Genomic DNA, 20,432 nt, shown 5'->3' with positions numbered 1-20,432 from the left:
TGTTGTGTAGTCTACAGGCCGAGCAGACCGAGTGCCCTGATACTTGGTCCTGTGGCGGTTCAGTTTTCATCGCTAAATAATCCTGCCACAATCACATCAATCAACGCCTCCTCAACTTCTCCATACATCTCTTCTGGAATGACTGGCGTCTCTTTTGCCTGTGTAACAAATAGAAGCGAACGCATTATGCCTCGAATCACGTCTGGATTACTCACTTGGACATCATCATGAGTGACCCACTGTTCGGGCTGTGGTAGGACCTGCGTGAACTCTTGTTCAAACTGAGAGTTCACCGTATCCGTGACATTGTGTTGTTCTATTTGGCTGTCTTGTTCTTCATTTGCCGACTTCTCAAACCGGGTTCCACTCATCCGCTCATCAATTCGGCGAATTTCACCCTTGACAAAAAGCCGGTTGATAAGCGGGTTTGACCTAACTTGCTTTAGCGTCGTCCGAAGAATTATCTCGGCTTCTGCTTGGGGTGTTTCTGCTTGTGTAACTGCCTGTTCGAGTTCATCAAACAACTGATTCCGTTCTTCAACTAAAACTATAAAATACAATTCTTCTTTTGACTCAAAAAACTGATAAAACGTGCTTGTTCCAATACCCACTTCATCTGTAATATCACTCACCCGAGTGCGGTCGAACCCAAACTGTGCGAAAAGCTCACGACCCGCATCAATCATTTCTGCTCGAATACGCTCTCGTTCTGCGTCGGTGAACTGTGTCACTATCTAACCCTCATATCCGTCGCGGTCGGTTGTCTGGTCAACCATACCGGAAATAGAATCTCAAGAACAAAGCGTTTATTGATTCGCGGACGTAGATTTTATTGTGCAACAAAGCCGTTTCAGTGAATTTGGTTGTATGGTTGTAACCCACAAGTGTTCTCACTTAGATGGCTTGAATACCGTGAGGAGGTAAAATATGCGCACTAGACTCGTATCAATTGTTCTTGTTGTGGGTATGCTTGCTACCAGCGGTGTTGGTATTGGACTCGTCGGTGCGGAATTCGCTAGTGTTGACGATCCAATAAGCGACGGATCAGCGCTCGCACAAACTTCGAATGTTGGGGGTTCTCCTGATTTGGATGTTTACGCCACAAATCCAAACCTCATCCCTGGCCAGACAAATCAGGTAGAAGTTACAGTTGCCAACGATGGTGACTTTAGATTTGGCCCGACCTCATTAGCTGAGAGTGTTACTACAGCACGAGGTGTTCGCGTTGAGGCAGAAGCAGACGGTCCAATCTCCATTGAATCTGGGGAGACACCAATCGGTACAGTTACTCAATCAACTCCTCGCTCACTCCCAATCGCAATTAACGTTCCTGATAATATTGACCCTGGAACGTACACAATTGACTTCGATCTGAGCTACACATACTTCTCTTCAGGTGATGAAAGAAAAAGAACGGTTGATCGTGAGCTTGAGGTCCGTGTTCGCGACGATGCTCGGTTCCAGGTCGTTAACGTTGAAAGTGACACACAGGTTGGTGACTCTGGTACTGTTAAAGCGACAATTGAAAACGTTGGATCAGAGACCGCCCGCAGTGCTGATGTTACGTTCACTACACAGAGCAGCAGCGTCAGCGTAAGTGGTGGGCAGTCGGACACTATCCGTGTTCCAGAAATTGGACCCGGTCAGACTGCAACGGTTGCGTACGATGTAGGCGTGTCACCGGACTTGCCCGTACAGCAGTACACGCTCTCAGGTACAGTCACATTTGATGACCCTGATGGCATCAGACGCACTGACCAGGGTCTTTCGATCGGCGTGCTTCCGCTCACAGAACAGACATTTAATCTTACGAACATCGAGTCACAACTCCGTGTCGGAGAAGACGGTGACCTCATCGGCACTGTCCGGAACGAAGGTCCTCTGCCAGCCCGCAGTGTTGTAGTCCAGTACGCGGGTGAATCACAGAGTGTGATTCCTGCTGAACGCTCGACGGCAGTTGGTACACTTGAGCCCGGTGAGTCAAGCGAGTTCTCGTTGCCAATCTCAATGAGTGGCGAGGCTGAGGCTGGCCTTCGTTCACTTGACATGGCGGTCCAGTACCGGAATCAAGATGAAGAACTGAGGGCGTTCGAAAAGTTAGTTGTTAATGCCGATGTCGCACCGGAGCGTGACCGATTTGCTGTCACGGTAGAAAATCGTACGATTCAGTCTGGTGGCTCTCGGACCGTTGAGGTCTCTGTGACGAGTAATCTTAATGAGACTGCTAGCGACGTTGAGGCCCGACTGTTCGCCGACGATCCACTGGATACTGGTGAAACTGACACGGGGTATGTTCAATCGATCGAGCCTGGTGAGACCACAACGATGACGTTTGAGCTAACTGCAACCGGCTCTGCGACACCCGGGAGTACGTATCCAATCTCGTTCGACTTCCGCTATGATGACAGCGACGGCGATAGCCAGCTCACCGATACGTTCCGGCTTCCGGTTGATGTGGTTGAAGCTGAGGACGGTGGACTACCCATCCCTGTCATCATTGTCGTTCTTCTCGTTGTCGGGACTGGAGGACTTGTGGTCTACCGGAGGCGACAGTAACCGATGTCGCTCGGCGAGCGAATTGAGGCGTGGACGCAGCGGCTAAACGACAGCATCGTCGATAGCCCACGCCGAGTTATTGTTGTGTTCCTTGTCCTCACGCTTGTGTTCGCCGGAGGGATTGGACTAGTTAGTACCGATACAGAAGCAACAGACTCGTTTACTGAAGGGCTTGAAGAGCAAGAGGCGCTTGATGCGGTCAACCAAGAGTTCGAAGACCCGTTCCAACCAGAGCAAGAATCAACACAGATTATCCACTCTGGAAGTAATGTTCTCACGAGAGAGGCACTACTCAGAAATCTGCTGGTGTTAGAGAAGGTTGAGGCACGAGATGACCTCCGTGTAGCCTCGGCAACTGGGCCTGCTACTGTTGTTGCGCAAACACTTGACCCGTCAGCACAAACAATCACCGAACAACGGCAGGCCATCAAGACGGCAAGTCCATCGCGTGTCCGCCAGACTGTCCGTCAGCTTGCTAATAACCCGCGGTTCTCCGGCGCGCTAGCCACTGACTTTAATCCGACGAGCGCGAGTGCATCTGCCTCCATCACGGTTGTGACACATGATGTGCCCCCTGGGTTCGCTGACTTACAGCGCCTCCAAACAACAATTCGGTCAATCGCAGAAGATCAGCCTGGCCAACTCACAGCGTTCGGCAGTGGCGTCACAAATGCTGAAACCGCCAACGTTATCGGCGACTCACTTACAATCGTGATGCCTGTAGTTGTTATCCTGCTCTTGCTATTTTTAGTCGTTGCATACCGTGATCCAATTGACCTTTCTTTGGGGCTGTTGTCACTGTTGCTGACTGTTGTCTGGACTTTTGGGTTCCTCGGACTTTCTGGAATCCCATTCAACCAACAAATGATCACCGTCCCTGTACTGCTGCTTGCGGTCGGTGTCGACTTTGGGATACATATTATCAACCGCTACCGTGAGGAAGCTGTCGCCGGATATCGGGCCACAGAAGCGATGCGTGAGGCAAACAACCAACTAATTATTGCGTTTATTATTGTGACAGTGACAACTGTATTTGGATTTGGAGCAAACGTGATCTCCGATCTCACACCGATCCGAAACGTGGGGATCGCCTCAGCCATTGGGATTATATTCACCTTCCTCATTTTTGGCCTATTTCTTCCAGCAGCCAAACTCGAGGTTGACAAACTGCGAGAAGCTTATAATGTGCCTGAATTCAATTCAGCGCCCATCTCGTCTGAGGACTCAACCATTGGAAAGATCCTCACACTTCCGACACAGGCCAGCCAGTATGCACCGATTGCATTCGTCGTTGTGCTACTCGTCACTGGCGGCATGGCAGGTGTGTATGGTAGTGGGGTCGACACGTCCTTCGAGACTGAAGACTTTCTCCCGCCTGAAGAACAGCCAGACTACATAACCAGCCTCCCAGAACCCTTTGCACCGAGCGAATACACTGTCACTGAGACGCTTAATCTCTTGGAGGACCGCTTCTCCACAAACCAAGATCAGTCAGTAAAATTGTATGTCCAGGGCAACTTCGAGGAGGACCACGCACTCGAAGCACTGGCTGATCCAAATGATGATGCAGTTGGGGCGCTCGCTGTCGATGATGGTGGCTCTGCACGTCCAACAAGTATTGTGACCGTAATCCAGTCACACGCCGAGCGTAACCCTGAGTTCGCACGGCTCGTTGCGCAAAATGACGTTGATGGGAACGGTATTCCTGATCGCAATCTTGGCCGGATATACGATGTGCTGTTTTCGTCTTCGGCCGGTGATAGAGCCGAACAGTACCTCACGCCTGACCGACGGAACGCACAGGTTGAGTATGCTATTGACTCCAGTGCCTCGCAGGGTGAGGCTGCTACCGATGCCAGAGAATTTGCAGAACAGTTCCGCTACACCACAACGGCAACTGGCCAAGTCGTCGTGTTTGATGCTGTGACCGATATTATTTTTGATTCTTCAATTCAAGGACTTATTATTGCGCTCGCGTTGACCGCGTTGTTCCTAATCATCTCATATGGCGTGTTAGAGGGCAAGCCACTTCTTGGGGTTGTGAACGTTTTCCCCATCTTGATCGCAATTGCGTTCTTACTTGGCACAATGCGGTATCTTGGCATCTCTCTAAACGCTCTGACAGGCACAATTCTCTCAATATCGATTGGGTTGGGGATCGCATATTCCGTTCATGCAACACATAGGTTTGTCGATGAGTACAACGCCGGCGCCGACGCCTATGAGTCTATGATTATCACACTCTCTGGAACCGGCGGTGCACTCCTCGGTAGCATGCTCACCACGTCACTCGGAACTGGCGCACTCGCACTCGCTATCACGCCTGTTTTAGGTGACTTCGGCCTACTGATGGCAATCAGTGTCGTCTACTCGTTTATTTTTACTATCATCGCGCTCCCTCCTGCTGTGTTGTTGTGGGAGCGATACCAAGGTGTCTGGTCCGGGTTTGACGCTAATGTAGCCGGTTAGCGACTTTTATTATGAGATTTTGACAAGTTGTAAGCACCCTTGACTCAATATCAAACGGAATACTCACACTCGACCTGAAGAACGCTCTTAATGTACTCTTCTCGCAGCTCTGAACACTCTGTGACAAGAATTTGTACGGTTCGATAGATTGAAATAGATATCATAATTAGTGTCGTCTTGCCAGACGCTGTCATGAGACACCCTCAATAGTCGCCGTGGCACGGAACTATTAGCGTATCCCAGTGACAGGGTCTGGCATCCCGCAGTTGATACTCTCCCTGCGCTAAACAGTCGCTTCCAAACCTGACTGAGGCTTTTCACTTCAGCAAGAGTGCTCGTCTGAGACACACTCAGCTTCGGTTAAACATTTGCGGCCTCCCGAACCTGAAACAGGGTCTGACGCTGTCCCAGCATTGCTGTCCATAAGCTGACACCGTTGTTCTGACTTGTCAGGTTTCACCACTGACCACGCTTTTCGACGGGTTCCAAATGCTTCCGACTCCGACTACTCTCCGTCGCGTTCGACGACGACTGTCCGCCCCGTCAACGTCTCAGGGTTGAAGCGGTAGAGTTCGATGTCCAGGTCCGGCTTGTCGTCGGCCCAGATCTCGAAGAGGGGCCGCCGCGCCTCGCCGTACTGCGCGATTGTCTCGGGGGTGAGTTCGCCGAGGTCGACCCGTTCGAGAGTGCCGACGCCGACGACGCTCGCGTACTCGTCGTCTTCGTCGTCGTAGACGACCACGCGGGCCTCCGGTGTCGACGCGAGGAACTCGCGCTTTTCGCTGTCGGGCGTCGACACCAGCCGGAGGTACAGCGCGCGGTCGTCCGCGTCGTACCCGTACGAGATCGGGATCGCGTACGGCGCGTCGTCGCGCGCCAGCGCGAGGACGCCCGTCTCGTGGCGGGACAGATGCGTGTCCACCTCGGCCGGCGACATCTCGACCTCGCTGTTCGTCGGCATACCCGAATTTCTTCGCACGAGGTGATAAAGGACACGAGACAGAGCGGGGTCTCCGGGAGGTGTGGCGCCGCTGTGGGCGTCGCCGCCGTCGGGTGAGGGCCGTGAACCGAACACTACCGGCGCCGCTAGCTCATTGCCGGCGCCCCGCCGATGTCCTCCTCGGTGACCGGCGCCCCGCAGACGACACAGCCCGTCTCGAGCAGCGTCGCCCGCATCGCGTCGTCCACCTCGATCGAGCGCCGACACTCCGGGCAGACGAAGGTGAGGGTGGATCGTCCCGTCATACCTGTGCGTACGGTCCCCACGCCCATCAAACGGGCCTCGGATTCTCGGGAGTTCGAAATGTGATGAACGATCCTCACTCTAACAGCGACCCGAACAGCTTCCGCTGGGCGGCCGCGACGTGCTCCGTGAACGTCGACCGACCGATCCCCAGCGACTCGGCCACCTCGCCGGCGTTGGCGCCCTTGGGGTGGTCGAAGTAGCCCGCCTCGTAAGCGGCCGCCAGCACCTCGCGCTGCCGCTCGGTCAGTTCACTCCGGTCGACGGTGACGAGGTCCGACTCCGTCGGCGTCGTCGTCGACTGGAGCAGGCGCTTCACCTCCATGTCCGGGCACGCGTCGCGGAACGCCTCCAGGACGGACCGCAGCGTCGGCAGGTCGGTCGCGTGGAAGGTGATCCGGAGCCGGCCGTCGCGGACCGTCGCCTCCGAGACGGGCGTCTCGTGGCGGTCGAGGACGGCGAACGGCGAGTCGGGATCAACGGCGGCGTCGAAGCGGTACGCCGCCCGGCCGCCGTAGTCGAAGACGACCTCGACGCCGTCGGGGACCGCGAGGTCGGCGTCCGCGGTGAACTCCACGACGACGCGCTCGCGGTCGGCTGCGGGCGTACAGCGCGTCACCTCCGTGGCCGGTGTCGCCCCGTCGACGACACCGTCGAACGGGGACAGCGCAGTCGGCAGCGAGACCTCCGCCCGGATTCCCGAACCCATCTCGTTCGTCCGTACCCGTCCCGGGCAAAAACGTTGGCGGGCGCGCGGCCGCGGTATAAAACCCCCCGCATATGATGGGCCACCGTTCGGGGGGCTGGAGCGGGTACGTACAGATATGAAACGTCCCCCGCGCACGACAGACGGCACCACGACGACCGACGACGCGGCGCTCGACGCCACGTTCGAAGCGCTCGCCGACGCCGACTGCCGGGCGATTCTTGCGGCCGCGACGACGCCGAAGACGACGAGCGAACTGGCCGAGGACTGCGACATCGCGCTCTCGACCGCCTACCGGAAGGTGGAGCTGCTGAGCGAGACACCGCTGTTCGCTGAAGGGATTCGGTTCGACCCGGGCGGCGACCATGCCGCCGAGTATGTCCGCGACACCGCTAACGCCGCGATCGAACTCGGCGACGACGGCGTCGCGCTCACGGTCGACAACGAGGGGAGCGACCCGCTGGCCGCCGCGTCCGACGCCCCCGGTGTGTCGGCCGACTGACCGCCGCGCGCGGCGAGGACACACCCTCGATCTGCGGCAACCGTTCTCGGGGGTGATAATCGAACGGACAACGTTTTACGCCAGTTCGCAGACAGACCTCGTATGTCTCGGCAGCCGGAACCAGAGACCCTCATCGATCTCGCGCAGGACAAAATCGCGGTGATCGACGAGACGGGTCGGTTCCGGTACCTCAACGCGGCGACTCATAAACTGCTCGGGTTCGAACCGAATGAGCTCATCGGCACTGATGCCTTCGAACTCGTCCATCCCGAGGATGTCGACCGCGTTCGCGCAGCCTTTGAGACTGCAGTCCAGAACGGTATCCAGTCTGACGCCACTCTTGAGTATCGATACAAGACGGCCGACGGGGACTGGTTGTGGCTCCACACACGCGTCTACCCGCCAGAAGAAACAGGGATCGACGGATGGGCGCTCAGTTCTCGAAACGTTACTGCTGCGGTCGAATCTCGACGGCGGCTCGAAACGATCGCGTCCACGTCCCCGGATGTGTTGTGGATGTTTACTCCTGACTGGAGCGAACTGCTTTTTGTTAACGAGGCGATAAGTTCGGTGTACGGGATCGACCGTGAGACCCTTCGTGAGCAGCCGCAAGCGTTTGTAGAGGTCGTCCACCCAGACGACCGCTCAGCAGTCTTAGACCAGATGAAGCGCCTAAGCGCTGGCAAATCGATCAACCTTGACTATCGAATCGGAACGTCCAACACGTGGACGCGCTGGGTGCGGGTTCCCGGTCAGCCGGTCGTTGAGGACGACGAGGTCGTCGCAGTCACCGGATTTGCTCGTGACGTCACCGACGAGTACCGACGAAAACGACAGCTCACGGTGATGGACAATTTGTTGCGACATACGATCCGCAACGATATGAACATTGTCGACGGCACTGCCGAACAGATTGCGGCCCGGGCAAACGACGCTCTCGCCACGGCCGAGTCGTCAGCCGACCTTGATGCTGCCGCGCTCGCAGCCGACCTGCTCGACCACGCGGAAACGATCCGCCGTGTCGCCGACGACCTCCTCACGTCGGCTGAGAAACAGCGTGGCGTGATCGACCTCCTTCGGCGACGGGAGCCTCCGAAACCCCTTCAAGTCGACTCACTCGTCGAAACGGCGGTAAATAACGCACTTTCCGACTGCGACGCGGCGGCCGCGGAGATCTCTGTCGACTGTCCTGACGGTCTCCGGGCACTCACGCACCCCGAGTTGGACTACGCGATTACGGAACTCATCGAAAACGCGATCGAACACGCGACGACCACGCCGCGGGTTACCGTTGAGGTGACCGCCCCAGACGACCACGTCGCGATCACCGTCCAAGACAACGCGCCGCCGATCCCAGCTGATGAGCACAATCCGATCACCGATTCGTGGGAGATGACCGACCTGAATCACACCGCTGGGATGGGACTGTGGCTTGTCTACTGGATCGCCGACCGCTCCGGCGGAAAACTCACGTTCAACACCAACGCTGACGGTAACGAGGTAACGATCACCGTTCCGAACGCCGACTGCGATCTGACGCTTCCTGAAGCTGACCAGATCCCTCCACCGGAGACGGCGGTTCAACCTGCCGCAACCGAGCCCGACGGTGGTACTCCGTTCCGCTCCTCAGAGTCCGTGTTCGGCGCCGATGTCCCCGAGAGTTCCACAGACCCCAACGCCTCTCACGATCTCTTCTCGGGGTAGACCGACGGTTGATCGAAACCCGATCGATCGTTCACCGTAGGACCCGATTTCGAAGAACCTCCCACCGATCTTAAGCCGGCGCTTCGCGTACTGCCGCGTTGATGGGTACGCTCAACGAGCTGTTCGACCCGGACCGGGTCGCCGTCGTCGGCGCCACCACCCGCGAGGGGGCCGTCGGCCGCGCCGTTACGTCGAATCTCCTCGACGACTTCGACGGCGACACGGTCCCCGTCAACCCGAACTACGACGAGGTGCTCGGCACGCCCTGCGTCGACGACGTCGCCGACGCGAACGCGGACGTCGCCGTGATCGTCGTGCCCCCCTCGATCGTCTTGGACGCCATCGAGGCGTGCGGCGAGGCGGGGGTCCGCAACGTCGTCGTGATCACCGCCGGGTTCGGCGAGACGGGGGAGGACGGAGCGGCGAGGGAGCGTCGCCTCGCGGAGCTAGCCGACGAGTACGACCTGAACCTCGTCGGCCCCAACAGCCTGGGGATTATGTCGACGCCCTCGGGCATGAACGCGACGTTCGGCCCCGAGAACGCGCTCCCCGGCGGGCTCTCTTTCATGAGCCAGTCCGGCGCGTTCGTCACCGCGGTCCTCGACTGGGCCAACGACAACGGGATCGGGTTCAAGGACGTGGTCTCGCTCGGCAACAAGGCGGTCTTAGACGAGACGGACTTCGTCGACCACTGGGGAGACGACGAGGAGACCGACGTGATCATCGGCTACCTGGAGGGGATCGAGGACGGCCGCGAGTTCATCGAGACCGCCCGCGAGACCACCCAGGACACCCCCATCGTCGCCGTGAAGTCCGGCCGGACGAGCGCGGGCGCGCAGGCGGCCTCCTCGCACACCGGCACCCTCGCCGGCTCCGACAAGGCGTACGAGGCCGGCCTCGACCAGGCGGGCGTCATCCGCGCCGAGTCGGTCGACGAGCTGTTCGACTCGGCGGGCATCCTCGGGAGCCAGCCGCTGCCCGACACCGACAGCGTCGCGGTCGTCACCAACGCCGGCGGCCCGGGCGTGATGGCGACCGACGCGGTGGGCGACGCCGACCTCGACATGGCGTCGTTCACCCGCGAGACCAGCGACGCGCTCGCGGCGTCGATGCCCGAGGAGGCGAACATCCACAACCCGGTCGACGTGATCGGCGACGCGGACGTCGAGCGGTTCCGCGAGGCGCTGGAGATCACCGTCGAAGACGACAACGTCGGCGCCGCCCTCGTGCTGGCCGCGCCGACGGCGACGATCGACTTCGGCGACCTCGCGGACGCGATCGAGGCGGTCAGCGAGGAGATGGACGCGCCCGTCGCGGCCTGCCTGATGGGCGGCGACCGGACCCGCGAGCCCAAACAGCAGCTCCAGGCGAAGGGGATCCCCTGTTACTTCGACCCCGCGCGCGCCATCGACAGCCTCGCGACGCTCGCGCGCTACCGCGACATCAAGGCCCGCGAGTACGCGCCGCCCATGGAGTTCGACGTCGACCGCGAGCGCGCCCGCGAGATCCTCGCCACGGTGCGCGACCGCGACGACAACCGCCTGGGCGTCGAGGCGATGGACCTGCTCGACGCGTACGGCATCCCCACGCCTGACGGCGAGATCGTCGACTCGCCGGAGCGTGCCCGCAAGGTCGCCGAGCGCGTCGACGGCGACGTGGTGATGAAGATCGTCTCGCCGGACATCCTGCATAAGTCCGACATCGGCGGCGTCGCCGTCGGCGTCCCCGACGCGGACGTGGCCGACACCTACGAGGACCTCGTCACCCGCGCGCGCAACTACCAGCCGGGCGCGACCGTCCTCGGCGTCCAGGTACAGGAGATGGTCGACCTAGACGACGGCGTCGAGACCATCGTCGGCATGAACCGCGACCCGCAGTTCGGCCCGCTGCTGATGTTCGGGCTCGGCGGCATCTTCGTGGAGGTGATGGAGGACACCACCTTCCGCGTCGCGCCCGTCTCCGAGCCCGAGGCCCGCGAGATGACCGAGGAGATCCAGTCGGCGCCGCTGCTGCGGGGCGCCCGCGGCCGCGACCCGGTCGACGTCGACGCCGTGATCGAGACGATCGGCCGGCTCTCGCAGCTGGTCACCGACTTCCCGGCCATCCTCGAACTCGACATCAACCCCCTCGTCGCACTGCCCGACGACGACGGCAGCACGAACGCCGCCGCCGTCGACGTGAGACTCACCGTCGACCCGGAGGCACTCGACCCCGAAGCCACCGACTCGGAGGCACCCACCGATGACTGACACACCCACCACACTCGTCACCGCGACCGGAGACAGCGCCGGAAAGACAGCGATCACCGTCGCCCTCGCGCGGCTCGCGGCCGACCGCGACCGCAGCGTCGGCTACATGAAACCGAAGGGCACGCGGCTCCAGTCGAACGTCGGCAAGACGCTCGATCAGGACCCCATGCTCGCCCGCGAGGTGCTCGGCTTGGACGCGGAGATGCACCAGATGGAGCCCGTCGTCTACTCGCCGACGTTCGTCGAGGGCGCGGTCCGCGGCACCGAGGATCCCGACGCCCTGCGCGACCGGATCCGCGAGGAGTACGAGGGGATCGCCGCCGACAACGACCAGGTGTTCGTCGAGGGCGGCGGCAGCTGGACGACCGGCGGCGTCGTCGATCTCACCGACGTCGACGTCGCGGAGTTGCTCGACGCCCGGGTGGTGCTCGTCGCCGACTACGATTCGCCGAACGACCTCGACGAGGTGTTGGCGGCCGCCGACGCGTTCGGCGACCGCCTCGCCGGCGTCGTGTTCAACAAGGTGTCCGACGACGCCTTCGAGTCGCTCGACCAAGACGGGATCCCGTTCCTCGAATCGAAGGGCATCACCGTCTTCGGCGCGCTGCCGTACGAGAAGGAGCTCGCCGGCGTCACCGTCGGCGAGCTGGCCGACGAGCTGGGCGCCGAGCTGCTCACGGACGCGCCCACCGACGCGTTCGTCGAGCGCTTCCTCGTCGGCGCGATGGGCGGCGACGAGGCGCTGCGCTACTTCCGGCGCGCCCGCGACGCCGCGGTCATCACCGGCGGCGACCGCGCCGACGTCCAAACCGCGGCACTCGACGCCTCCGGCGTCGCCTGCCTCGTCTTGACCGGCGGCCACCGCCCCTCGGGCGCGGTGCTGGGCAAGGCCGCGGACGCCGGCACGCCCGTCCTCGCCGTGAACACCGACACGGTCACGGCCATCGACCGCGCCGAGGAAGTCGTCCGCGGCGGCCGGACGCGCGACGTCCGCACCGTCGACCGGATGGCGGAGCTGCTCGGCGACCACGTCGACGTCGACGCGCTCGTCTGAGAACGGGCGCGTCTCCCCGACTCAGACCGCTCCGCGAGCCGCGACCGCTCGCGGTCCGTGGGCGTCTGACGTACTGTTTTCACGGTGGACGACATACCCCGCCCATGACCAGTCTCTCGGAGGCGTACGGTGGACGGGGGCGCTCCGGGGTCGACCCGCGTCGGCTGTACCTCGGTGTGGGGTCGTTCCTCGCGGGCGCGCTGCTCGTCGTCGCGGGGATCCTTGTGGCGGCCGAGGTGGCGATGCCGTCGGGGTTCTCGTCCGGGACCGCCAGGGAGGTCGGCGGGATCCTTGGCGGCGTCGGCGTCCCGCTCGTGTTACTCGGCGTGATGGCCGTCCTCCCGGCCGACCGCAACACCTACGCCGCGGCGGTCGTCGGCGCAGCCGTCATGTGTCTTGGCGTGGCCCTGTTCGCCCACGCGTACCCCCAGCAGTGGGTTGGCGGGCCGCGCCCGGAGCTGACCGACCTCACCCTCCCGACCGCGGGCGTCTACTTCCTCGGCGCCGCGACGACGCTGTGGAGCGTATTCGTCGGCGTCGCCAACTTCAAAACCCGCAACGACCCTGGCGGCACCGTCTCGATGGAGGTGACCCACAAGGGGGAGACGAAGGTGGTCGAGGTCCCCCGCGACCAGCTGAACGGCCCCGGTGGCGTCGGCCTCCTCGGCGGCACCCCCGACGGCGAGGTCGAGACGCAGACGAACCGCCCCGACGACGCGGACCGACCGGCACGCGGCGCGTCCCGGCCGGCCGATCGAGACCCCGCCGACGCGGCGGCCGGCACCGGAGCGACCAACGGATCGGGAGCGACGGCCGCCCCCGGAGCGTCCGACCGCTCGGGCGACCGCTCGAACGGGACGGGACGGTCCGGGACGGGCCGGTCGGGCACGGGCGGCGCCCCCGGGCCCGGCTCGGCGGGCGTGAGCGACGGCGGCAGCGCCGAGACCGACATCAGCTCCCCGCTCGACAGCCCGGGGTCGGAGGAGCCGGCCTCGCCGTCGACCCCCTCGCCCGGCTCCCCCGCCGCGCGCGACGGCCCGGGAGACGCCTACTGCGGCAACTGCGAGAAATTCGACTACGTCCGGACCGAGGACGGGATGCGCCCCTACTGCGCGCACTACGACGAGCTGATGGACGACATGGAGGCGTGCGACTCCTGGACGCCGCGGTAGGCGACGGACGCCCGTTCTTCTCTCCGCCTCACACCGGTTCCGCGGACGGGAGCTGCGACTCCGCGACCGCGAACGCGAGCGTGCTCAACACGCCGATGAGCGTGCCGGCCGCGAGCGCCATCGCCAGCTCCGAGAGGCCAAGCGTCGTCACGCCCGGCGCGTCCGGGAGGAAGAACCCAGAGACGGCAAACAGCACGACGGCGATGGACGCCACGTAGAACGGCGCGTTGAGGTAGCGCCACCGGAACCGACCGGCGAGGTACTCGTCGGTGATCTGCCCGAGGCTGGAGGTGACGCCCGCGACGCCGAGCCACTGGACGAACCCGTGGACGAACGCCGCGAGGGCGGTGCCGGCGGCGAGCGGGCTCCCCAGCGCGGTCCGGACGGCGTCGACGGTGTCGACCCCCTGGACGCCGCCGACGACGATCAGTGCGAGCGCGACGACGTAGGTGACGAGCGTCACGCGGCCGGTGTACAACACGTTGCGGACGCTCTCCGCGGCGCCGTCGACGCTCTCTTCGAGTCCCAGCCCGCGGAACAGCGAGTAGAGCCCGACCGCGCCCGAGAGGATCCCCAGCACGGCCGCGCCGGCGACGTCGAAGAGGTTCGCGACGACGACGAGCGGGTAGATGAGGAGGAGGACGCCGAGTGGGATGAGGATCGTCCCGCGGGTCTCCGGGTCCGCGAGGACCTGCTTGATCGTGTAGTACAGCGACTCGAGGTCCTGCGCCTGGCGGACGACGACGCGGCGCATCCCGTCGATCGGCATCCGCGACCGGATCACGGGGAGGACGGACTCGTCTTGGGCGCCGTCGGTGATCACGACCGCCGACACCTCCTCGCCGGTCGACAGCTCGGCGAGCACGCGGTCGACCTCCTGGCCGACCGCGCGGTTCGCCTTCACGTCAGGGCCGTCGACGCCGGTGACCGCGGCGACCTCGACGGTCTCACCCTCCGCGGCGAGCTCGTCGTGGACGTTGACGCCCTGGAAGAGGACGTTCACGTCGGAGTCCTCCGGGTCGGCGGTCGCGAGCGCGACCGCGGCCTCCGTGACGTCCTCGTCGCCGACGACGGGGGTGGGGATCCCCGTCTTGCGGCCGAGGTCGTCGTCGAGGTCGACGCAGAGGACGAGCAGCATCGCTCGGGGCTACGCGGGGGGACGGCATATGTTTTCGGCTCGGCGCGCTCGCGTCAGCGAACCCGGCGACCGCGTCGGCCCGCGCCGCCGCGTCCGTCAGTTCTCCTCGTTCGGCTCGTGTTCGATTCCGTTCATCATCCGGCGGACGTTCTCGCCGTCGCTGAACGCGGCCGGGTACGCCGCGAGCGGGAGGACGAAGTCGCTCCCGACGCCGACCGGCTCGCCGATGTGGAGCTCCAGTTCGGTGGTCACGCCTGTCCCCTCGATCTCCGCGTCGGCCGTGTACACGACGACCCCGGCGTCCGAGCCGAGGACCTCGGTCGAGTACTCCGAGCCGCGTTCGAGGTCACCGACGCCCTCGAAGCGGCTCAGGATGAGCTCGGCGCGCTCGCGGGTGCTGAACTCCGCGATCGGGTTGAGCGCCCGCCCGAGCACCTCGATCTGCGGCGTCGTCACCGCGGCGAAGACGGCGGCCTGGTAGCGCTCGCCGAACAGCTCGACGGCTTTGTCGTACTCGGCGACCGTGTTCGTCACGCGGACCTCGCGGGTCTGCCCGGCCGCCTCGACCTCCCGGGAGAGGGTCTCCTCCGAGACCTCGTTGAGCTCGTACCCGCTCTCCGAGAGCGTGGCGTCGGCGACCGTGGCCGTGCCGGCCGCGAACTCCGCCGGCCCCTCGCCGGTGGCGACCTCGAACGCAGTACAGCCGGCGAGGCTCGCGAGGCCGACCGCCCCGCCCGCCGCGAGCGCCCGGCGACGGGTGACGGCGTCGCTCGCGTCGCTGTTCTCGGCGTCGTGCTCGGCGGTCGGGTCTCGGTTCATGGCCGTCACTGACGGCGGTGGGGGGGGGTACATACTTTGTGTTCCGGGCGGGTCGGAGCCACCGCCCGCTCGATCACCCCGCCACGTCGCCGTGACAACCGCTCTCGCCCGACTCCGCGCTTCGCACGCTTTTTCACGTCGCGGCCGGTAGAAGGGAGTAGATGATCTCCAAGGGCTGTGAACAGTGCGCCAAGGGCGGGAAGATGGTGCTTTTCGTCTACGGGTACTGCGACCAGCGGGACTGCTTCTACTGCCCCCTCGGAGAGAACCGGAAGAACGTCACCGACGTGTACGCCAACGAGCGGAAAGTCGAGTCGGACGCGGACGTGATCGAGGAGGCCAAGCGCATGAGCGCGCTCGGCACCTCGATCACCGGCGGCGAGCCGCAGGAGGCGATGGCGAAGACGACCCGGTACCTCGAACTCCTGAAAGACGAGTTCGGCGAGGACCACCACACCCACCTCTACACCGGGATCACGGGCGGCCGCGAGAACATGCGTCGCCTCTCGAAGGCGGGCCTCGACGAGATCCGCTTCCACCCGCCGCTGGAGATGTGGGGCAACATGCACGGCACCGAGTGGGAGGAGATCCTCCATATCGCCCGCGAGGAGGGGCTCACGCCCGCCTTCGAGATCCCCGGTATCCGCGCGGAACCGGAGTTCTTAGAGTTCTTAGACGAAGGCGCCGCGGAGTTCTGTAACATCAACGAGTTCGAGATGTCCGACGGGAACTACCGCCGGATGCAAGAAGAGGGGTTCGAGCTCCAGGAGGGCCACATGTCCGCCGTCGAGGGGTCGAAGGACGACGCCATACTTGAGGAGATGGCGAGCCACGAGAAGGTGTACTTCTGTACGTCGGTGTTCAAAGACGCCGCCCAGCACCGGAACCGCCTCAAGCGGATGGCGCGGAACATCCGCCGGGAGTTCGACGAGGTGACCGACGACGGGACCCTGGTCTACGGGAAGGCGTTCGCCGACCCCGAGCGGTTCGAGGCGCTCGGCGTCCCTGAGGAGTTCTACACCGTGAAATCGAACCACGTCGAGGTGGCGTGGTGGCTGCTCGAAGAGATGGTCGAGGACGGCGACCTCGACGAGGGCGAGATCGTCGAGCAGTACCCGACCGTCGACGGGACGGTCGTCGAGCGAACACCGGTCGCCTGAGCGGGCGGTCTTCGATTCTCGCGTCGGTTCCCTTCCTTCGTCACGTATAGCGACGGCGGTGGCGCGCGCCTGCGAGCGGCTGACAGGACGCAACAAGCCGCGCGAGCCCTCCCGGCTGGGGCTTTTGCGGTGTTGGCCGCCGATCCGTGGTCGAACACTCCGCCTGTGTCGTGTCACCTACTATCACAATTATATGTGATAAACACGTACGGTCGCGCATGGCCTCAGAAGAACCCGTATTCCCCGACGTGAGCATCGGACAGGCGGTGTACAACGAGGAGGGGGAGCGGCTCGGCTCGATCCGCGGGGTTGACGACGACGGCCTCTACGTCGCGTCGCCGTCGGGCACGGACACGCTGACGCTTACCGACGCGCGCGACGTGTTCGGCACCGCGTACGTGATGTGGCGCTGCTGGGAGTGCGGCGAGATGGGCGAGATTGGCGACCAACTCCCCGCGAACTGCCCGAGCTGCGACGCGCCCCGCGAGGAGCTGTACTACTGGGCCGAAGACTGACACGATCACCGCGAGAAGCGGTCTCGCGTTCATACCGGCTTCTCGTGAGCGGCTGACCGTGTAGCTACCGGTGACGCCCCCGAAGCCCCAGCCGCGAGGCTATACACAGCCGACTGAAAAACTCCGATGACGACCCCCCGAAGCCCCAGCCGCGAGGCGGCCGCACACTCGTTGCGCTCCTCGGTCGCTCGCTTCACTCGCTCCCTGCGGTGCTTACGTCGCCTCAGGCCGCCTCACGGCTGCCCCTTCGGGTCCCACCCCGCCCCGCACGGCACCTCACGCCTCCCCAACCTCGTCGGCCGTCCTCCGCTTCGCTTCGGACGCCCGACTCCCTCACACGCGCTCCTCGCGCCCTGCCAGGCGCTCGGAGGCGCGCGCCGACCGCTTCGAGCAATTATGAGTTCTCCTCTTCGTCCTCAAGCTCGTCCCCTTCGTCGCCCACCTGCTCGCGGAGGCGCTCGACCTCCGCCTCCAGTTCGGCGATCCGGTCGGCGTCCGCCCCTCCGTCGTCGGAGCGTGTCGTGAGGTACACCACCGCGCCCGCGACGAGGACGAGCGGCACGCCGAAGAGGAGCACGGCGATGATCATGATGATTATCAGCTCCGGACCGCCGGGGACGCCGCCGAACGCGGGGACGAGAGAGACCATGTGCCGTCCACTCGACGGCGCGACTAAAGCGATCGGGGCGAGGAGTCAGCGGCTCAGTCCGCGTCGACGAAGTCCGCGAGGTTCGCCTGGAGTCCGGCCGCGAGCGTCGACTTCCGGCGCAGGCGCCCCAGCGAGACGGGGAGGTGGTCGGCGACGCCGCGGACCGCCTCGCCGAACGTCTCCGCGGCGCCGAACTCGCCGTCGAAGGCGTTCCGGACGGCCTCGCGAACCTGCCAGACCCCGACCGGGCCCCAGTAGTCGTCGGAGACGTGCCGGAGGACGAGCGCCTTCGCCTGCCGGCCGCGGTCATCGAGGTGTTCGAGGACGCCGAGCCGGGCGGCGTAGTAGGCGCCGGCCGTCTCCTCGACGTAGCCGGTCCGACCCTCGCGGCCCTCGCTGGCGGCCGCGAGGTACACTCCCGCCTCGGGGTCAGGGTTCCAGATGGAGCCGGGCGACTTCATCTCGACGAGCTCGTACTCCCAGCGGCCCGGGACCAAGATCACCCAGAAGGCGTTTCCGAGGTACTCGTTGCGGTGGACCTCGATCTGGTCGACGGTCGGGCTGTCGCGGGTCGAGCCCCGGAGGAACTGGCCGACCGTGTCGTCGACGGCCGTGATCGACCAGCGCGTCGGGACGAGCCGGCGGTGCTCGCCGCGCCCCAGCGCGCCCGCCGAGAGGATCGTGTTGATCTCGTACACGTCGAACCCGCGGCGGTAGAGGTACGTCATCGCGCCCTCGGCGCGCCAGTCGTCGTCTTCGAGCGTCTTCTTCACCGGGCGCGGCACGTGCGGGTTCTCGCCGAGGTCTGCGCGCTGTGCCGCGGCGCGCGGCCCGGTCGGCGTCTTGATGTCCTCCGTCCCCACCTCGAAGTCGAGGTCCGGGTGGCCGTCGAGCCCGATCTCTACGTCGACCGGGCGGTCCGCGATCGCGACCTCGCGTTGGACGCCCAGCCAGCCGTCCCACGCGTCGTGGACGCTCTCGGCGGGGCCGCCCCCTGTGCCGACCGACTCCACTCCGCCCGTCGCGCCCGCGTCCGCGACGTCGACGCCGCGGGTCGAGTTGAGCAGGCTGGTCCGGCGGTCGAACACGTCCGCGATCGAGACCCCCTCGTCGTACCACGCCGCGGAGGTCTCGAACGCTTCCGCGCGCTCCTCGCGGCCGACCGGCGAGAGCAGGCCCGTCGAGACGTTCGGGTAGTCCGCGCGGCCGACGAAGATGGAGGGCGAGACGCTGCCGACCACGGCGTCGTCGGAGACGTGCTCGTCGAAGCGCCGCTCGAAGGAGTCGAGGTGATCGAGGATGCCGTAGTCCTTCTCCGCGGCGAGGCGCCGCCGCTCGGCGCGCTCGTTCGCCTCGAACTCGATGAACTCGTCGAGCCGCATCCGGATCAGTGTTGACGGCGCACCGGCTTGAACGTTTCCGGCGCGGGGGCCGTTCAGAACGGCAGAGAGCGGGAAGCGGAGAGAGACCGCGGGACCGAGGCCGCCTAACTGTGGATGCCCATCGCTTCGATCTGCTCTTGGTACCGGTTGCGGATGGTGACCTCGGTGACCTGCGCGACGTCGGCGACCTCGCGCTGGGTCTTCTTCTCGTTACAGAGCAGCGACGCGGCGTAGATGGCGGCGGCGGCGTAGCCGGTTGGCGACTTCCCGGAGAGGAGCCCCTGCTCGGCCGTCGTCTCGATGATCTCGTTGGCCTTCGACTGGACCTCCTCGGAGAGCTCCAGCTCCGAGGAGAAGCGCGGGACGTACTTCTTCGGGTCGACCGGCCGCATCTCTAAGCCGAGCTCCTGGGAGATGTAGCGGTACGTCCGGCCGATCTCCTTGCGGTCGACCCGCGAGACCTCCGAGATCTCCTCGAGGCTGCGGGGGATCCCCTCCTTGCGGCAGGCGGCGTACAGCGCGGCGGTGGAGACGCCCTCGATGGATCGCCCCCGAATGAGGTCCTCGTTCAGGGCCCGTCGGTAGATCACCGACGCCACCTCCCGGACCGAGCGCGGCACGCCGAGTGCGCTGGCCATGCGGTCGACTTCGGAGAGCGCGAACTGGAGGTTGCGCTCGCCTGCGTCCTTCGTCCGAATTCGCTCCTGCCACTTCCGCAGGCGGTGCATCTGCGACCGCTTCTTCGAGGAGATGGAGCGGCCGTAGGCGTCCTTGTCCTTCCAGTCGATAGTCGTCGTCAGCCCCTTGTCGTGCATCGTCTTCGTCGTCGGGGCGCCGACGCGCGACTTCTCCTGCCGCTCCGAGTGGTTGAACGCGCGCCACTCCGGGCCGGGATCGATCTGTTCGTCCTCGATGATCATCCCCGTCTCCTCGTGTATCAGCTCCCCGTCGGCCGTCCGGGTGAGATCCTCCGGATCGAAGTCCTCGGGGTCTAACTCGTCGACGTCCTCGATGTCTATCTCCGCTTCCTCGGCGTCTTCGTCCCCCACGCGCTGCCGGTCGTGATCCCGTTGCCGGGTGGGCCGTGTCATCGCATTTATATACTATCCAATCC

General features: G+C 63.9%; 18 protein-coding genes. 9 read left to right on the top strand and 9 right to left on the bottom strand.

The window, feature by feature from the left end:
• Window positions 1-59 precede the first annotated feature (59 nt).
• A complete protein-coding gene (locus AMR74_RS17160; protein WP_077152277.1) occupies window positions 60-731 on the bottom strand; it encodes a TetR/AcrR family transcriptional regulator in 672 nt (223 codons plus the stop codon).
• 196 nt (window positions 732-927) lie between these two features.
• Here AMR74_RS17160 and AMR74_RS10120 point away from each other — a divergent pair, with 196 nt between their 5' ends.
• Together AMR74_RS10120 and AMR74_RS10115 are read left to right on the top strand one after the other, a co-directional pair.
• A complete protein-coding gene (locus tag AMR74_RS10120; RefSeq protein WP_053771933.1) occupies window positions 928-2,556 on the top strand; it encodes a COG1361 S-layer family protein in 1,629 nt (542 codons plus the stop codon).
• A 3-nt stretch (window positions 2,557-2,559) separates the two neighbouring features.
• Window positions 2,560-5,025 (top strand): efflux RND transporter permease subunit, encoded by a 2,466-nt coding sequence (locus AMR74_RS10115; RefSeq protein WP_053771932.1) that lies wholly within the window; start codon window positions 2,560-2,562, stop codon window positions 5,023-5,025.
• Between the two features lie 505 nt (window positions 5,026-5,530).
• On the opposite strand, the gene AMR74_RS10110 is transcribed toward AMR74_RS10115, so the two are convergent.
• The 3 genes from AMR74_RS10110 to AMR74_RS10105 all read right to left on the bottom strand — a co-directional run bounded on the left by AMR74_RS10110 (window position 5,531) and on the right by AMR74_RS10105 (window position 6,977).
• Window positions 5,531-5,986, bottom strand: a complete 456-nt coding sequence (locus tag AMR74_RS10110; protein WP_053771931.1) for a pyridoxamine 5'-phosphate oxidase family protein — start codon at window positions 5,984-5,986, stop codon at window positions 5,531-5,533.
• A gap of 125 nt (window positions 5,987-6,111) precedes the next feature.
• Entirely contained in the window at window positions 6,112-6,270 is a 159-nt protein-coding gene (locus AMR74_RS19110; protein WP_167551906.1) for a DUF7560 family zinc ribbon protein, read from the bottom strand.
• A gap of 74 nt (window positions 6,271-6,344) precedes the next feature.
• Window positions 6,345-6,977 carry a helix-turn-helix domain-containing protein gene (locus tag AMR74_RS10105; RefSeq protein WP_053771930.1) on the bottom strand — a complete coding sequence of 211 codons (633 nt, stop codon included), beginning with the start codon at window positions 6,975-6,977 and terminating at the stop codon, window positions 6,345-6,347.
• A gap of 115 nt (window positions 6,978-7,092) precedes the next feature.
• On the opposite strand from AMR74_RS10105, the gene AMR74_RS10100 reads away from it, so the two are divergent.
• From AMR74_RS10100 to AMR74_RS10080, 5 genes are all read left to right on the top strand, one after another.
• A complete protein-coding gene (locus AMR74_RS10100; RefSeq protein ID WP_053771929.1) occupies window positions 7,093-7,476 on the top strand; it encodes a winged helix-turn-helix domain-containing protein in 384 nt (127 codons plus the stop codon).
• A 102-nt stretch (window positions 7,477-7,578) separates the two neighbouring features.
• Window positions 7,579-9,180 (top strand): PAS domain-containing sensor histidine kinase, encoded by a 1,602-nt coding sequence (locus tag AMR74_RS10095; RefSeq protein WP_077152276.1) that lies wholly within the window; start codon window positions 7,579-7,581, stop codon window positions 9,178-9,180.
• Window positions 9,181-9,281: 101 nt separating this feature from the next.
• Entirely contained in the window at window positions 9,282-11,429 is a 2,148-nt protein-coding gene (locus tag AMR74_RS10090) for an acetate--CoA ligase family protein (RefSeq protein ID WP_053771928.1), read from the top strand.
• Window positions 11,422-12,483 (top strand): phosphotransacetylase family protein, encoded by a 1,062-nt coding sequence (locus AMR74_RS10085; protein WP_053771927.1) that lies wholly within the window; start codon window positions 11,422-11,424, stop codon window positions 12,481-12,483. Before AMR74_RS10090 ends, AMR74_RS10085 begins: the two co-directional genes overlap by 8 nt.
• A 104-nt stretch (window positions 12,484-12,587) precedes the next feature.
• Window positions 12,588-13,655 (top strand): DUF7139 domain-containing protein, encoded by a 1,068-nt coding sequence (locus tag AMR74_RS10080; protein WP_053771926.1) that lies wholly within the window; start codon window positions 12,588-12,590, stop codon window positions 13,653-13,655.
• Window positions 13,656-13,683: 28 nt separating this feature from the next.
• On the opposite strand, the gene AMR74_RS10075 is transcribed toward AMR74_RS10080, so the two are convergent.
• Together AMR74_RS10075 and AMR74_RS10070 are read right to left on the bottom strand one after the other, a co-directional pair.
• Entirely contained in the window at window positions 13,684-14,793 is a 1,110-nt protein-coding gene (locus AMR74_RS10075) for a DUF373 family protein (RefSeq protein ID WP_053771925.1), read from the bottom strand.
• A 96-nt stretch (window positions 14,794-14,889) separates the two neighbouring features.
• On the bottom strand, window positions 14,890-15,612 hold the full coding sequence (locus AMR74_RS10070; protein WP_053771924.1) for a DUF6517 family protein: 723 nt from the start codon (window positions 15,610-15,612) through the stop codon (window positions 14,890-14,892).
• Window positions 15,613-15,773: 161 nt separating this feature from the next.
• Between AMR74_RS10070 and AMR74_RS10065 the strand changes: the two genes are divergently transcribed.
• Window positions 15,774-16,772 carry a radical SAM protein gene (locus AMR74_RS10065; RefSeq protein WP_053771923.1) on the top strand — a complete coding sequence of 333 codons (999 nt, stop codon included), beginning with the start codon at window positions 15,774-15,776 and terminating at the stop codon, window positions 16,770-16,772.
• A gap of 218 nt (window positions 16,773-16,990) precedes the next feature.
• Complete coding sequence (locus AMR74_RS10060) at window positions 16,991-17,287, top strand: DUF7130 family rubredoxin-like protein (RefSeq protein ID WP_053771922.1); 297 nt, start codon at window positions 16,991-16,993, stop codon at window positions 17,285-17,287.
• A 394-nt stretch (window positions 17,288-17,681) separates the two neighbouring features.
• On the opposite strand, the gene AMR74_RS10055 is transcribed toward AMR74_RS10060, so the two are convergent.
• From AMR74_RS10055 to AMR74_RS10045, 3 genes are all read right to left on the bottom strand, one after another.
• Entirely contained in the window at window positions 17,682-17,936 is a 255-nt protein-coding gene (locus AMR74_RS10055) for a hypothetical protein (RefSeq protein ID WP_053771921.1), read from the bottom strand.
• 53 nt (window positions 17,937-17,989) lie between these two features.
• Window positions 17,990-19,318, bottom strand: a complete 1,329-nt coding sequence (gene nreA, locus AMR74_RS10050; protein ID WP_053771920.1) for a DNA repair protein NreA — start codon at window positions 19,316-19,318, stop codon at window positions 17,990-17,992.
• Window positions 19,319-19,422: 104 nt separating this feature from the next.
• Complete coding sequence (locus AMR74_RS10045) at window positions 19,423-20,409, bottom strand: transcription initiation factor IIB (RefSeq protein WP_053771919.1); 987 nt, start codon at window positions 20,407-20,409, stop codon at window positions 19,423-19,425.
• Between the last annotated feature and the right edge of the window lie 23 nt (window positions 20,410-20,432).

The sequence above is a fragment of the Halorubrum tropicale genome (assembly GCF_001280455.1).
In the GTDB taxonomy this organism is placed as follows: domain Archaea; phylum Halobacteriota; class Halobacteria; order Halobacteriales; family Haloferacaceae; genus Halorubrum; species Halorubrum tropicale.
This window is presented reverse-complemented; position numbering and strand designations above follow the sequence as displayed.

Coding starts and splice junctions, on each gene's coding strand:
- AMR74_RS10080 (WP_053771926.1), top strand. CDS start 12,588: ATGACCAGTCTCTCGGAGGCGTACGGTGGACGGGGGCGCTCCGGGGTC.
- AMR74_RS10055 (WP_053771921.1), bottom strand. CDS start 17,936: ATGGTCTCTCTCGTCCCCGCGTTCGGCGGCGTCCCCGGCGGTCCGGAG.
- AMR74_RS10090 (WP_053771928.1), top strand. CDS start 9,282: ATGGGTACGCTCAACGAGCTGTTCGACCCGGACCGGGTCGCCGTCGTC.
- AMR74_RS10075 (WP_053771925.1), bottom strand. CDS start 14,793: ATGCTGCTCGTCCTCTGCGTCGACCTCGACGACGACCTCGGCCGCAAG.
- AMR74_RS10095 (WP_077152276.1), top strand. CDS start 7,579: ATGTCTCGGCAGCCGGAACCAGAGACCCTCATCGATCTCGCGCAGGAC.
- AMR74_RS10100 (WP_053771929.1), top strand. CDS start 7,093: ATGAAACGTCCCCCGCGCACGACAGACGGCACCACGACGACCGACGAC.
- AMR74_RS10085 (WP_053771927.1), top strand. CDS start 11,422: ATGACTGACACACCCACCACACTCGTCACCGCGACCGGAGACAGCGCC.
- AMR74_RS10045 (WP_053771919.1), bottom strand. CDS start 20,409: ATGACACGGCCCACCCGGCAACGGGATCACGACCGGCAGCGCGTGGGG.
- AMR74_RS10060 (WP_053771922.1), top strand. CDS start 16,991: ATGGCCTCAGAAGAACCCGTATTCCCCGACGTGAGCATCGGACAGGCG.
- nreA (WP_053771920.1), bottom strand. CDS start 19,318: ATGCGGCTCGACGAGTTCATCGAGTTCGAGGCGAACGAGCGCGCCGAG.
- AMR74_RS19110 (WP_167551906.1), bottom strand. CDS start 6,270: ATGACGGGACGATCCACCCTCACCTTCGTCTGCCCGGAGTGTCGGCGC.
- AMR74_RS10065 (WP_053771923.1), top strand. CDS start 15,774: ATGATCTCCAAGGGCTGTGAACAGTGCGCCAAGGGCGGGAAGATGGTG.
- AMR74_RS10120 (WP_053771933.1), top strand. CDS start 928: ATGCGCACTAGACTCGTATCAATTGTTCTTGTTGTGGGTATGCTTGCT.
- AMR74_RS10110 (WP_053771931.1), bottom strand. CDS start 5,986: ATGCCGACGAACAGCGAGGTCGAGATGTCGCCGGCCGAGGTGGACACG.
- AMR74_RS10115 (WP_053771932.1), top strand. CDS start 2,560: ATGTCGCTCGGCGAGCGAATTGAGGCGTGGACGCAGCGGCTAAACGAC.
- AMR74_RS10105 (WP_053771930.1), bottom strand. CDS start 6,977: ATGGGTTCGGGAATCCGGGCGGAGGTCTCGCTGCCGACTGCGCTGTCC.
- AMR74_RS10070 (WP_053771924.1), bottom strand. CDS start 15,612: ATGAACCGAGACCCGACCGCCGAGCACGACGCCGAGAACAGCGACGCG.